Here is a 13,650-nt window from a genome sequence, read left to right on the forward strand (position 1 = left end):
CAGGGAGTGAACTCAGTGTGAATGCTCAATCTAACAGAAATCAAGCGCTGAGCTCAAGCTCCCTTTACCGACTATCGGGCAGGATTAAGCATTGTGGAAAATACGTGGGATGGTCTCTTCTTCACGTAGTGTGAGAATTTCACAGCCATCTGCGGTAACCAAAATGGTGTGCTCCCATTGAGCTGAGTTTTTACTATCGGCCGTATAGACCGTCCAGTTATCTTCATCATCCAAGCGACAACCAAATTTACCCGCATTGATCATTGGCTCAATGGTAAAAATCATCCCTTCACGAAGCAGTGTGCGGTCACTATTTTTGTAATGCACCACTTGGGGCTCTTCATGAAACTCTGCGCCAATACCATGGCCACAGTAATCACGAACAATCGAGAATTTCGATCGCGGATTATTTTTATTATTGGTTTTGATGTACTTCTCTATCGCGGTACCAATTTCGCCTAACTGTACGCCAGGTTTAACTTTTTTTAAGGCTAAGTAGAGACACTCTTGAGCGACTAGACATAAGCGTTTGTCGGCTGGCTGCACATCACCAATTAAGAACATCTTTGAGGTATCACCGTGATAACCATCTTTAATGACGGTAATATCGATGTTCATAATATCACCCTCTTTTAAGACGGCCGGGCGAAGCAGTTGACCAAATTGCGTATCTTGCTCAGCCGGAATACCATGGCACACGATATGGTTAATCGATGTGCAAATGGATTTTGGGAAGCCATGATAGTTAAGAGGGGCAGGAATAGCGCCTTGCACCTCGGTAATATAATCGTGGCAAAGTTGGTTAAGGTGTTCAGTGGTCACGCCAGCTTTGACGTGAGGTTCAATCATTTCTAAAACTTGCGCAGCCAATCGCCCCGCTACACGCATTTTTTCTATTTCTTGAGCATTTTTAATTTTTACAGACATCGGCTTTCTCTATTCAAATTTTAGGCACTGAGTGCTAATCGCAATATTGTAACAGTGAGAAAAGGAAGCGCAAGAAGCGGTGTAAATAAGAATGATTAAGCGCGGTAGTTCGTCACGTTGAATGACGCTTCTCCTGATGGGAGAGCAAGGGCTCGATAGTAAGATGGATCTTCTTGCTCATCATTGCTCTTGCTGGTTCAATGTAAGCGCTGACGCCACAATTTTTGCTAGTCAGATTAGTGCTAAATATGATATAAAACGCGCCGGAGCATCGGCCTGATTTCTTCGTAACGGCGAAACAGCCCGAGTCCACACACATTTATCTTTAAATCACACACATTCCGACACATGTTCCGGGGTGCTTCCAACGTTACAAACGTTGAGGAGTCGGAGACATGGGGGATGTGGAGGCCTAACCCCATAGAGGATTATTTCATGGCAACTGTATCAATGCGCGATATGCTAAAAGCTGGTGTTCACTTTGGTCACCAGACTCGTTACTGGAACCCAAAAATGAAACCATTCATTTTTGGCGCTCGTAACAAAGTTCATATCATCAACCTAGAAAAAACGGTACCAATGTTCAACGAAGCACTGGCTGAGCTAGTGAAAATCGGCGACAAAAAAGGTAAAGTACTTTTCGTAGGTACTAAGCGCGCAGCCTCTGAAGCAGTAAAAGAAGCAGCGATTGCAAGCAATCAATACTACGTAAACAACCGTTGGTTAGGTGGTATGCTAACTAACTGGAAAACCGTTCGTCAATCAATCAAGCGTCTAAAAGAACTTGAAGTTCAAGCGACTGATGGCACCTTCGACAAGCTAACCAAGAAAGAAGCGCTAATGCGTACTCGTGAAATGGACAAGCTTGAGAAATCTCTTGGTGGTATCAAAGACATGGGCGGTTTACCTGACGCTCTATTCGTTATCGACGCTGATCACGAGCACATTGCAGTTAAAGAAGCAAACAACCTAGGCATTCCAGTGTTTGCTGTTGTTGATACTAACTCTAACCCAGATGGTATTGATTACATCATCCCAGGTAACGACGATGCGATCCGTGCCGTTCAACTATACCTGAATGCTGCAGCTGAATCAGTAAACGAAGGTCGTAACAAAGACGTAGCGGCAGTTGCTGAAAAAGACGGCTTTGTAGAAGCGGAATAATAGCGGCTCTTAGTCTTACTTAGCCTTCTGTAGAATACTACATGGGCTAAGTCATAGTTAGTATTGGGGGCCAAATCATTAGGCCCCCAATTTTTAATCCTGAATCAACTGAGGAATAGAGAATGGCTGTTACTGCTGCTCTAGTAAAAGAACTGCGTGAACGTACTGGCGCAGGTATGATGGAATGTAAGAAAGCACTCGTTGAAACCAACGGTGACATCGAACTTGCCATCGAAAATATGCGTAAAAGCGGTGCTGCAAAAGCGGCTAAAAAAGCGGGTAATATCGCTGCTGAAGGCGCGATCATCATCAAAGAAGCAGAAGGTTCTGCCGCTTTGGTTGAAATCAACTGCCAAACAGATTTCGTTGCTAAAGATGGCAACTTCCTAGCATTCGCTAACGAAGTCGCTGAAGCAGCGTTAGCATCAAAACTAAGCCTAGAAGAGCTACAAGCACAATTTGAAGATGCTCGTGTGACTCTTATTGCTAAAATCGGCGAAAACATCAACATCCGTCGCGTTCAATACGCTGAAGGCAAAGCTTTGGCTGCATACAGCCATGGTTCTCGTATTGGTGTTGTGGTTGCTGGTGATGCCGATGCTGAAACTCTAAAACACATCGCGATGCACGTAGCGGCTTCTCGCCCTGAATACGTTAATCCTGAAGATGTACCGGCTGATGTTGTTGCGAAAGAGCGTGAAGTTCAAGTTGAAATCGCAATGAACGAAGGCAAGCCAAAAGAGATCGCAGAGAAAATGGTTGAAGGCCGTATGAAGAAATTCACCGGTGAAGTTTCTCTAACTGGTCAACCTTTCGTTATGGAGCCAAAGAAAACTGTTGGTGAAATTTTGAAAGAGAAAGGCGCTTCAGTATCGACTTTCGTTCGCCTAGAAGTAGGTGAAGGTATCGAAAAACAAGAAGGCCTGAGCTTCGCTGAAGAAGTGGCTATGGCTCAGAAAGGTTAATTGCCTTTTTGATGACCAAGATAAAGACCGTGGCCATGGCTGCGGTCTTTTTACGAATATCACTCCCTCGACGGTTAAAGAGAGCGGTTTTCGAACTCACGATGGTAATGATCATCAATACATTTACGCAGTAAGTTTATTTATGACTGTTAACTAACGATACTTTTTGAAAGGTAAAGTCCATGACAACAAACCCTAAACCCGCATATCAACGTATTTTATTAAAATTGAGCGGTGAAGCGCTTCAAGGTGAAGAAGGTTTTGGTATCGATCCGACCGTGCTTGATCGTATGGCACAAGAAGTAAAAGAATTGGTCGAATTAGGTGTTCAAGTGGGTGTAGTCATTGGTGGTGGCAACTTATTCCGTGGTGCAGGCTTAGCGGCAGCGGGAATGAACCGTGTTGTGGGTGACCATATGGGCATGTTGGCGACAGTGATGAATGGCCTTGCGATGCGTGACGCCCTACATCGAGCTTACGTGAATGCACGCGTTATGTCTGCTATCCCACTTAAAGGGGTGTGTGATGACTACAATTGGGCTGACGCGATCAGTCAATTACGTCAAGGTCGTGTAGTGATTTTTTCTGCTGGTACGGGTAACCCGTTTTTCACAACCGATTCTGCCGCTTGTTTACGTGGCATCGAAATTGAAGCTGACGTGGTTCTCAAAGCGACAAAAGTAGACGGCGTCTACAGTGCTGACCCTGTAGCCAATCCAGATGCGCAACTGTATGATAAGCTGGGTTACAACGATGTACTGGATAAAGAACTTAAAGTGATGGATTTGGCGGCCTTTACTCTGGCTCGCGATCACAACATGCCAATCCGTGTCTTTAATATGAATAAGCCTGGCGCACTACGCCGTGTGGTTATGGGTGAAGCGGAAGGAACGCTGATCAGCTCTGCTGTATAATCACTCTCGAAATGAAATAAGAATTAAGGTGATATTGTGATTAATGAGATCAAAAAAGACGCTCAAGAGCGTATGGATAAAAGTGTTGAAGCGCTAAAGAACAATCTATCAAAGATTCGTACGGGCCGCGCTCACCCAAGCCTACTATCTGGCCTCTCTGTTGAGTACTACGGTGCGTCAACACCTCTAAGCCAAATTGCCAACGTAATTGCTGAAGATGCACGTACATTAGCGATTACGGTATTTGATAAAGAACTTACGCCAAAAGTTGAAAAAGCGATTCTCATGTCTGATTTAGGGTTAAACCCAATGTCAGCAGGAACCGTGATTCGTGTTCCACTGCCACCATTAACGGAAGAGCGTCGCCGTGATCTCGTTAAAATCGTGCGTGGTGAGGCGGAAGGTGGTCGAGTAGCCGTGCGCAACATTCGTCGTGACGCCAACAACGATCTAAAAGCGTTATTGAAAGATAAAGAAATTTCAGAAGATGAAGAGCGTAAGGCTCAAGATGAAATTCAAAAACTGACCGATGCGGCTGTCAAGAAAATTGATGACATCTTAGCGGTTAAAGAAAAAGAACTCATGGAAGTTTAATTTCTACAAAACCTTAACAGGAAAACGCTGTGCTCACAGCACAGCGTTTTTTTATGCTACTCTTCACCATCTTTTTTCTTTATTACGTTTCTATGCAAAATTCGCAGCTCTCGTTAGATGTTCTCCCTCAGCATATCGCCATTATTATGGATGGCAATGGTCGTTGGGCAAAAGCACAAGGTAAACCTCGGATCTTTGGTCACAAAAACGGGGTTGCTGCGGTGCGTAAAACGGTTTCTACCGCAGCAAAACTGGGGATCAGAGCCGTGACTTTATTTGCCTTTAGCAGTGAAAATTGGCGACGCCCTGAGGAAGAGGTCGGCGTGTTGATGGAGTTATTTCTTCGTGTCTTATCGACCGAGGTCAAAAAACTGCACAAAAATAACCTGCGTTTACGTATTATTGGTGATACCAGTCGATTCAGTGAGCGGTTACAAAGTAAAATCGCCCAAGCTGAAGCGCTGACTCAGCATAATACGGGCATGGTGATTAATATTGCGGCGAATTACGGTGGAAAATGGGACATCACTCAGGCGATGCGCCATATTGCTCTTAAAATCAGTCGTGATGAACTCAGTGTCACGGATATTAACGAGACATTGATCGCTGAACATTTAACGATGGCTGATCTTCCTGAAGTGGATTTACTGATTCGCACCAGTGGTGAATGCCGGATCAGTAACTTCCTTCTTTGGCAGTTGGCTTATGCAGAAATGTATTTTACTCCTGTTTATTGGCCTGAGTTTGGTGAAGAAAGTTTAATTGAAGCTGTGACTTGGTTTGTTAATCGTGAGCGCCGATTTGGTTGTACCGGTGAGCAAGTCAAAGCGTTAATGACACCATAAAATAGGACTTCTCAGTTTGAAGCAAAGAATTATTACTGCGCTTTTACTTGCCCCTTTAGTGATTGCTGGCATTTTTTGGCTCCCGCAATCTGGCTTTATTTTGGCGTTGGGCGTAGTAACGTTATTGGGCTTATGGGAATGGACGCAATTCGTTTCTTCTTCCTCTCGTTATCTTGCCTTATTACCCGGTCTGGTGGTTGGTGCAATAAGTTATTGGTTGCTTGTACCTCAGCTTTCGGTATTAAGTGCCTTGCAACCGATGCATTATGGCATCTTAGTGATCGGCTCACTATGGTGGATTGTCGCTAGTGGTTTAGCCATTACCTATCCTAAATCACGAGCTTGCTGGGAAAATTCCAATGCTGTGCGTCATCTCTTTGGCGTGCTGACATTGTTGCCTTTCTTTTGGAGTGTGATTTTTTTACGCTCTGAACATATTGTCTCCGACAGTTATCTCGGGGCGAAATTGGTACTTTATGTCTGTTTGATTGTGTGGGCCGCGGACAGTGGGGCTTACTTTTCTGGCAAAAGTTTTGGCAAGCGTAAAATGGCTCCAGCTGTCAGTCCGAATAAAACTATTGAAGGCTTAGTCGGTGGGGTTATTGCTGCTATGTTGGTGGGTTGGTTATGCGCCAGTTGGTTTAATATTCAATTTGCGTCTACCACTATCATGCTATTGACCATTTTGGTTACCGTGGTGATCTCAGTCTTGGGCGATTTGGTGGAAAGTATGTTTAAGCGGGTATCTGGCATCAAAGACAGCAGTAAAATCATTCCTGGTCACGGTGGTATTTTAGACCGAGTGGATAGTCTGACGGCTGCTTTCCCTGTATTTGCTTTATGCTATTTCTTATTTTAATGCTGGTGAAGCACGCCTTCATCAGCATAAACCATGACGGTTTTTGTGATGCGTAAATTAACCATTCTCGGAGCCACTGGCTCTATTGGTGCGAGCACCCTTAAAGTGGTGGCCGAGAATCCTGATCACTTTAGTGTGGTTGCTTTGGTGGCGGGTAGTAATGTCAACAAAATGCGCGAGCTTTGCCAAACATGGCGACCTAAGTATGCCGTAATGGCGACGCCACAAGCGGCACAGTTGTTATCCTCCCAATTAGCTGGACTTTCACTGTCAACCGAAGTGTTGTATGGCGAAGAGGCAATGTGTCATGTTGCTGCTAGCGATGATGTTGATACTGTGATGGCGGCGATTGTCGGTGCCGCAGGTCTGTTGCCGACGATGGCCGCGGTTAAAGCTGGGAAGCGAGTTCTCTTAGCCAACAAAGAAGCCTTGGTCATGTCTGGGCAGTTATTTATTGATGCGGTTGAGCACTATGGGGCTGAATTATTGCCCGTCGACAGTGAACATAATGCGATTTTTCAATGTTTACCCGTTGATATTCAAACTCAGCTCGGACGCTGTAATTTACAAGAGCAGGGCGTTTCCCATATTCTGCTGACGGGGTCCGGCGGACCATTTCGTTATGCCGATATTGAGACTTTAGCTCAAGTGACTCCAGAACAAGCGATTGCTCACCCTAATTGGTCGATGGGGCCCAAAATATCGGTTGATTCTGCAACCATGATGAACAAAGGGCTTGAGTATATTGAGGCTAAGTGGCTATTTAACGCGTCTCGTGAACAGCTTAAGGTTTTGATCCACCCTCAATCAGTGATCCATTCAATGGTCCAATATCGGGATGGTTCGGTGATTGCACAGCTCGGCGAGCCAGATATGGCGACGCCAATTGCACAAACGCTGGCCTATCCTCAGCGGGTCAGTGCAGGCGTTGAACCGCTAGACTTTACTCGTTTGAGTGAGTTGACCTTTATGGAGGTTGATTATCAGCGTTACCCTTGTTTGCAATTGGCGATAGACGCGTGTTATCTCGGCCAGCATGCCACTACGTCGCTCAATGCGGCGAATGAAGTGGCCGTTGAGGCCTTTTTACGAGGGCAGATTCGTTTTACTGATATTGCTGTGATTAATGAAAAGGTATTGTCGACCGTATGCGGGGCAAACAGTCCGTTACATTCCTATCACTTGGAAAGCCTACTCGAGCTAGATACAATAGCGCGCAGTCTGGCTAATCAACACTTGAAAGAGCGTATGTTATGAGTGGCATTTTATGGAACTTCGTTGCCTTTATTGTCGCCTTAGGCATTTTAGTCGCCGTCCATGAGTACGGGCATTTTTGGGTGGCAAGAAAGTGCGGCGTTAAAGTAGAAAAGTTTTCAATTGGCTTTGGACGAGCGATTTGGAAACGTATGGGTAAAGACGGAACGGAGTACAGTATTTCGGTTATTCCACTCGGTGGCTACGTCAAAATGCTCGATAGCCGAGTAGACGATATTCCCCGCGAGCAGTATCCATTCGCTTTTGATAAAAAATCATTATGGCAACGCACAGCGATTGTTGCTGCGGGGCCAGCTTTTAACTTTTTGTTCGCTCTTTTCGCTTACTGGTTGGTTTTTATTATTGGTGTACCTGCGGTCAAACCGGTGATTGGTGACGTCGCGCCATACTCGATTGCTGCAGAGGCCGGAGTAAAGCCTGGTATGGAAATTAAGGCCGTATCAGGCGTGAAGACGCTGGATTGGGAGTCAGTCAATATGGGATTAATTCGCCATATTGGTAACCAGAGCCTAACCTTGACCGTCGCTTCTCCAGATGACATTGGCATCGAGCAAATCAAGACTTTTGACCTAGCGTCATGGAACTTTAACCCAGAAACAGAGTCTGCTATGGGAGCGCTGGGATTTAAACCTTTTGTCCCTGAAGTATCGACGGTATTAGCGACGATTTCTGCTGGTAGTGCTGGAGCTAAAGCGGGACTGCAAGTAGGCGATCGCTTAACGCACATTAACGGTCAAACGGTTTCATCTTGGCAACAGGCGGTTACAGAGATTCAGGCACATCCTAATCAAGCGTTAGAGATAGGGATTGAACGTGATCAGCAACGGTTAACGATTACTTTGGTTCCTGATGCACGAAGCGTATCCGGACAAACGATAGGGTTTGCTGGTATTGCTCCGCAAATGGCTGAATGGCCGCCGGGGTATCGCTTTGAGTTACAGTTTGGCGTGATCGACTCGATCGGTAAAGCGTTTGCAAAGACAGGCCAAGTGATCGACTTAACCATCAGTATGCTGAAAAAGCTGATTGTCGGTGATGTGGGACTGAATAATCTTAGTGGGCCGATCTCTATTGCTAAAGGTGCAGGGACAACGGCTGATTATGGCTTAGTTTATTTTCTCGGTTTCTTGGCCTTGATCAGTATAAACTTGGGGATTATTAATTTGGTTCCTCTGCCAATGCTTGATGGTGGGCACTTACTGTTCTTCGCGATTGAAGCGGTGATTCGACGCCCTGTTCCGGAAAAAATACAAGAAATTGGCTATCGACTCGGAGGAGTGATCATTTTCTCCTTAATGGCGGTAGCGATATTTAACGATTTTACTCGCCTGTGATTGATTCGCATTAGGCAATGGTTGTAGTAAGGACTAACTAAAACAAATATGGCGATGAAAAAAATCCTGTTCGCGACACTGCTCGCAACAAGCGTATCCGTTAGTGGTGCCGAAAATTTTGTAGTGCAGGACATTCAGATTCAAGGACTGCAGCGAGTGGCTCTCGGGGCTGCGTTATTGAGAATGCCTGTGCGAATTGGCGATACCGTTGATTCTCAAGATGTTGCACAAATTATCCAAGCGTTGTATGCCTCGGGTAACTTTGAAAACGTGAAAGTTCTGCGCGATGGTTCCGCGTTGATCGTACAAGTTCAAGAGCGTCCAACCATTGCGAGTGTCTCTTTCTCTGGCAACAAAGCGATTAAACAAGAGCAACTGCAACAAAATCTTGAAGCTTCTGGTATTCGAGTTGGTGAGGCTTTGGATCGTACTAAACTGAGCAATATCGAAAAAGGCTTAGAAGATTTTTATTACAGCGTCGGTAAATATAACGCCAGCGTAAAAGCAGTGGTTACGCCCTTACCGCGCAATCGAGCTGATTTGAAGTTTATTTTTACCGAGGGTGTTTCGGCAAAAATTCAACAGATTAACTTTATCGGTAATGAAGTATTCAGTAATGAAGATCTTTTATCTCGCTTCAACCTGAATGTCGATCTATCGTGGTGGAACTTCCTCTCTGATGATAAGTATCAAAAGCAGGTACTAGCAGCAGATATTGAAGCACTACGCACTTTTTACTTGGACCGAGGCTATTTGAAGTTCCAAGTTGAATCGACCCACGTTTCTATCTCTCCAGATAAAAAAGGTGTCTACATCACCTTGAATCTGAATGAAGGTTTACCGTATACGGTAAAAGAGGTTCAATTTCGCGGTGAGTTGATTGGCAAAGAAGATGAGTTTAAGGCTCAGATTCCCTTTGAGTTAGGCGAGACTTATCAGGGCTCGGCGGTGACGCAATTGGAAGAAAGTGTCAAACGCGTCCTAGGTGAAGCCGGTTATGCCTATCCTCAAGTCCGGACCATTCCGGAGTTTGATGATGAAACCCAACAAGTTTCTCTCATCGTGCATGTTGAAGCCGGTAAACGTATTTATGTCCGTGATATTCGTTTTATCGGTAACAACGCCACTCGTGATGAAGTCCTACGCCGCGAAATGCGTCAAATGGAAGGCAGTTGGTTGAACTCTCGTGCGATTGATACCGGAAAAACGCGCTTAAACCGCTTGGGCTTTTTTGAAACGGTTGATGTACAAACGGTTCGTGTTCCTGGTTCAGACGATCAAGTTGATTTGGTCTATACCGTCAAAGAGGCTAACTCGGGAAGTATTAACTTTGGTGTTGGTTATGGTACCGAATCAGGGGTGAGTTTTACCGTCGGATTAACCCAAGATAACTTCTTAGGAACCGGTAACCGTGTCGGTGTCACAGCAACCACTAACGACTATCAACAAAATATTACACTTGAATACCGTGATCCTTATTGGAACATTGATGGTGTAAGTCTTGGCGGCCGCGTTTTCTATAACAAGTTTGAAGCTTCAGAAGCAGGGATTGTCGATTATACCAACCAAAGTTATGGCACCAGTTTGACTTGGGGATTCCCGTTTGATGAACTCAATCGTTTTGAATTCGGTGTTGGCTATACCCATAACAAAATTGGTAACTTATCGCCTTATTTACAAGTTGAGCAGTTCCTGTGCAACTTAGGTGATTGTGACCCGAAAGAGTTGATCACCGATGATTTTGATGTCAACGTTGCTTGGACACGAAATAATCTTAACCGCGGTTTTTTCCCAACCGCAGGTAACCATCAGCGTGCGTTTGCTAAAATGACCACTCCGGGTTCCGATGCACAGTTTTTCAAGCTCCAATACGATGTGCGTCAGTACTTCCCATTAACCAGAAAACATGAGTTTACTCTGCTACTGCGTGGTCGTTTGGGTTATGGTAACGGTTATGGTCAAACGGAGGGTAAAGATAACCTTTATCCGTTTTATGAAAACTTTTATGCTGGTGGTTTTACCACCTTACGTGGGTTTGGCTCTAACTCGGCAGGTCCTAAAGCGGTATATCGAGACTATTCTAGTTCAAGCAATGGTCAAGATACGGCGACCAAAGATTCAGTCGGTGGTAACGCGATTGCTCTGGCCAGCTTAGAGTTAATTGTCCCCACGCCTTTTGCATCTGATGAAGCACGTAGTCAAGTCCGCACCAGTGTCTTTGTTGATGTCGCTAGTGTATGGGATACCGAGTTCGATTATCGCTCCAATGCCTCGTTTGGTAATCAGTATTACTACGATTACTCCGACCCAAGCAAATATCGCGCATCTTATGGTGTCGCACTGCAATGGATGTCACCGATGGGGCCATTAGTCTTCTCGTTGGCGAAACCTATTAAAAAATACGATGGTGATAATGAAGAGTTCTTCACTTTTACTATCGGACGAACCTTCTAAATAGAGGAAAGTATGTTAAAAAATACCGTTAAAGCGGCCAGTGTTAGCCTGATTATTCTTAGTTCTGCTTTTTTTGCCAACGCTGCTGAGGCTGCGCAAAAAGTAGGCTTTATTAACACCGCACAAGTATTTCAAGCGTTACCACAACGTGAAGTTGTTTTGCAGAAAATGCAGGACGAGTTTAAAGACAAAGCTGCAGAGCTACAAAGTCTGCAAGCTCAAGCCAAGACGAAAATTGAAAAATTAAGACGTGATGCTGAGCTGATGAGCCAAGATGACGTTGAAAAATTGCGTATGGAAATTGGGCAGTTGGATAATATGTACCAGATGAAAGCCCAAGCTCTGGAGCGGGCTTCTGCACGTCGTGAAGCAGAAGAAAAACAAAAATTGTTTAAAATTATCCAAGACGCTGTACAAAAAGTCGCGGAAAAAGAAGGTTATGACTTGATTGTTGATGTTAGCGCTATGCAATACGGCAAACCACAGTACAATATTTCTGAGCAAGTAATTAAAGCAATTAAATAATATTCGATGACTATGATGACTCTAACTTTAGCCGATTTGGCAACCATAACCGGCGGCACCCTATACGGTGATGCTAACGTGAAAGTAAGCGCGGTCGCGCCAATGGATAGGGCCAAGGAAGGGGATGTCACCTTTCTTTCTAATACTAAATACGCTAAACACCTTAAGTTGTGCCAAGCGTCAGTAGTGATGGTGAAAGAGTCGGAACGAGAGTTGTGCCCATCGAATGTATTAGTGGTCGCTGACCCTTATATTGCCTTTGCTAAGGTAGCTCAGGCATTAGATAAAACACCCAAACCAGCGTTGGTCGGGATTGCACCAAGTGCGGTTGTCGCGACAGATGCCCAACTGGGTCAGAATGTAGCGATTGGTGCTAACGCAGTCATTGAATCGGGAGTGGTTCTTGGTGATAACGCGGTGGTCGGCGCTGGATGCTTTATTGGTCATAACGCACGATTAGGTCATAACACTAAGCTGTGGGCGAATGTCACCGTTTACCATGGCGTACAGATTGGTGATGATTGTTTGATCCAATCTGGTACCGTGATCGGATCTGACGGTTTTGGCTATGCCAATGAACGTGGCGAATGGGTAAAAATCCCTCAAATGGGCACTGTACGGATTGGCAACCGCGTTGAAATTGGTGCCTCGACAACCATTGATCGTGGCGCGTTAGATGATACCGTGATTGAAGATAATGTGATCATGGATAATCAATTGCAAATTGCGCATAACGTACACATCGGATATGGCACCGCGATTGCTGGTGGTACAGTGATTGCTGGCAGTACTCATATTGGTAAATACTGCATTATTGGCGGGGCGACGGTCATTAATGGTCACATTACCATTGCTGATGGGGTCACCATTACCGGCATGGGCATGGTGATGCGCAGCATTGAAGAGAAAGGTATGTATTCATCCGGTATTCCGCTGCAGCCGAATAAAGAGTGGCGTAAAACCGCCGCACGGGTGCATCGGATTGATGAGATGAACAAGCGATTAAAAGCCTTAGAAAAAAAACTGGAGCAAATCACTCATTCATAATGGACTGATTTGCTAAAAAGGCTCGCCGTACGCGAGTCTTTTTTATCTCTATCTCTTGTTTGTTAATGGTTGGTATCGCGTGTCGGCGACGCTAGTTTGGTGTTTTGTGACTAGAACCTTAGTCAGATTGATTAACCTGCTGCCTGCCACTCTCCGCGGTTTGAGTATATAATACAAGCCAACTTATTTGCTCTGCTCTGGATCTGTTTTCGTGATGCTTTAAGCGGCGACAGTTTTCCCTGTCTTTGAGAGCGGGGTATCGCATTTAATCTATTTATTGATAGGAATATGACTTTGACTACTGAAAAGAAAATGATGAATATCACTGAAATTCAGAGCCTGCTTCCGCACCGTTATCCTTTTTTATTGATCGATCGTGTGACCGATTATGAAGAAGGTAAATACCTTGTTGGGCTAAAGAATGTTTCGGTGAATGAACCTCAGTTTACTGGTCATTTCCCTCAGTTGCCGGTTTTCCCTGGCGTGCTTATTTTAGAAGCCATGGCTCAAGCAACTGGGTTGTTGGCATTTAAAACCTTTGGCGCACCAAAAGAAAACGAGCTGTACTATTTTGCAAGCATTGATAATGCAAAGTTTCGTAAACCAGTTGGCCCTGGCGATCAATTAATGATTGAAGTGGAATTTATCAAAGAACGCCGAGGCATTGCTCTTTTTAATGGAGTGGCAAAAGTCGATGGTGACGTGGTCTGTTCCGCGGTTCTAAAATGTGCACGCAGAGAGTTTTAA

The 13,650-nt window shown here is 44.9% G+C and carries 13 protein-coding genes; 12 read left to right on the top strand and 1 reads right to left on the bottom strand.

Features of this window, described 5'->3' with window-relative positions; translation table 11 throughout:
- Positions 1-84: 84 nt before the first annotated feature.
- The gene (gene map, locus VIB_RS03645; protein WP_004394655.1) at positions 85-927 is read right to left on the bottom strand and encodes a type I methionyl aminopeptidase; all 843 of its coding nucleotides are present in this window, start codon (positions 925-927) and stop codon (positions 85-87) included.
- A 435-nt stretch (positions 928-1,362) separates the two neighbouring features.
- On the opposite strand from map, the gene rpsB reads away from it, so the two are divergent.
- The 12 genes from rpsB (at position 1,363) to fabZ (ending at position 13,650) form a co-directional block, all read left to right on the top strand.
- A complete protein-coding gene (rpsB, locus tag VIB_RS03650; RefSeq protein ID WP_004394656.1) occupies positions 1,363-2,091 on the top strand; it encodes a 30S ribosomal protein S2 in 729 nt (242 codons plus the stop codon).
- Between the two features lie 122 nt (positions 2,092-2,213).
- Positions 2,214-3,056, top strand: coding sequence for a translation elongation factor Ts (gene tsf, locus VIB_RS03655; RefSeq protein ID WP_004394657.1), 843 nt, complete (start codon positions 2,214-2,216; stop codon positions 3,054-3,056).
- Positions 3,057-3,238: 182 nt separating this feature from the next.
- A complete protein-coding gene (pyrH, locus tag VIB_RS03660; protein WP_004394658.1) occupies positions 3,239-3,970 on the top strand; it encodes a UMP kinase in 732 nt (243 codons plus the stop codon).
- A gap of 36 nt (positions 3,971-4,006) precedes the next feature.
- Positions 4,007-4,564, top strand: coding sequence for a ribosome recycling factor (gene frr, locus VIB_RS03665; protein WP_004394659.1), 558 nt, complete (start codon positions 4,007-4,009; stop codon positions 4,562-4,564).
- Positions 4,565-4,656: 92 nt separating this feature from the next.
- On the top strand, positions 4,657-5,409 hold the full coding sequence (gene uppS, locus VIB_RS03670; RefSeq protein WP_040904722.1) for a polyprenyl diphosphate synthase: 753 nt from the start codon (positions 4,657-4,659) through the stop codon (positions 5,407-5,409).
- Positions 5,410-5,425: 16 nt separating this feature from the next.
- Positions 5,426-6,268, top strand: a complete 843-nt coding sequence (locus tag VIB_RS03675; RefSeq protein WP_004394661.1) for a phosphatidate cytidylyltransferase — start codon at positions 5,426-5,428, stop codon at positions 6,266-6,268.
- Positions 6,269-6,316: 48 nt separating this feature from the next.
- Positions 6,317-7,525 (top strand): 1-deoxy-D-xylulose-5-phosphate reductoisomerase, encoded by a 1,209-nt coding sequence (gene ispC / locus VIB_RS03680; RefSeq protein ID WP_004394662.1) that lies wholly within the window; start codon positions 6,317-6,319, stop codon positions 7,523-7,525.
- Positions 7,522-8,877: a sigma E protease regulator RseP gene (gene rseP, locus VIB_RS03685; RefSeq protein WP_004394663.1), complete on the top strand. Its 1,356-nt coding sequence runs from the start codon at positions 7,522-7,524 to the stop codon at positions 8,875-8,877. The genes ispC and rseP overlap by 4 nt, the downstream gene beginning before the upstream one ends.
- Before the next feature lie 48 nt (positions 8,878-8,925).
- Positions 8,926-11,331, top strand: coding sequence for an outer membrane protein assembly factor BamA (gene bamA, locus VIB_RS03690; protein WP_040904083.1), 2,406 nt, complete (start codon positions 8,926-8,928; stop codon positions 11,329-11,331).
- A 12-nt stretch (positions 11,332-11,343) separates the two neighbouring features.
- Positions 11,344-11,856, top strand: a complete 513-nt coding sequence (locus VIB_RS03695) for an OmpH family outer membrane protein (RefSeq protein ID WP_004394665.1) — start codon at positions 11,344-11,346, stop codon at positions 11,854-11,856.
- Between the two features lie 12 nt (positions 11,857-11,868).
- A complete protein-coding gene (lpxD, locus tag VIB_RS03700; protein WP_040904724.1) occupies positions 11,869-12,903 on the top strand; it encodes a UDP-3-O-(3-hydroxymyristoyl)glucosamine N-acyltransferase in 1,035 nt (344 codons plus the stop codon).
- Positions 12,904-13,218: 315 nt separating this feature from the next.
- Positions 13,219-13,650 (top strand): 3-hydroxyacyl-ACP dehydratase FabZ, encoded by a 432-nt coding sequence (gene fabZ, locus VIB_RS03705; RefSeq protein ID WP_170905122.1) that lies wholly within the window; start codon positions 13,219-13,221, stop codon positions 13,648-13,650.

This window comes from Vibrio metschnikovii CIP 69.14 (assembly GCF_000176155.1).
GTDB lineage: Bacteria > Pseudomonadota > Gammaproteobacteria > Enterobacterales > Vibrionaceae > Vibrio > Vibrio metschnikovii.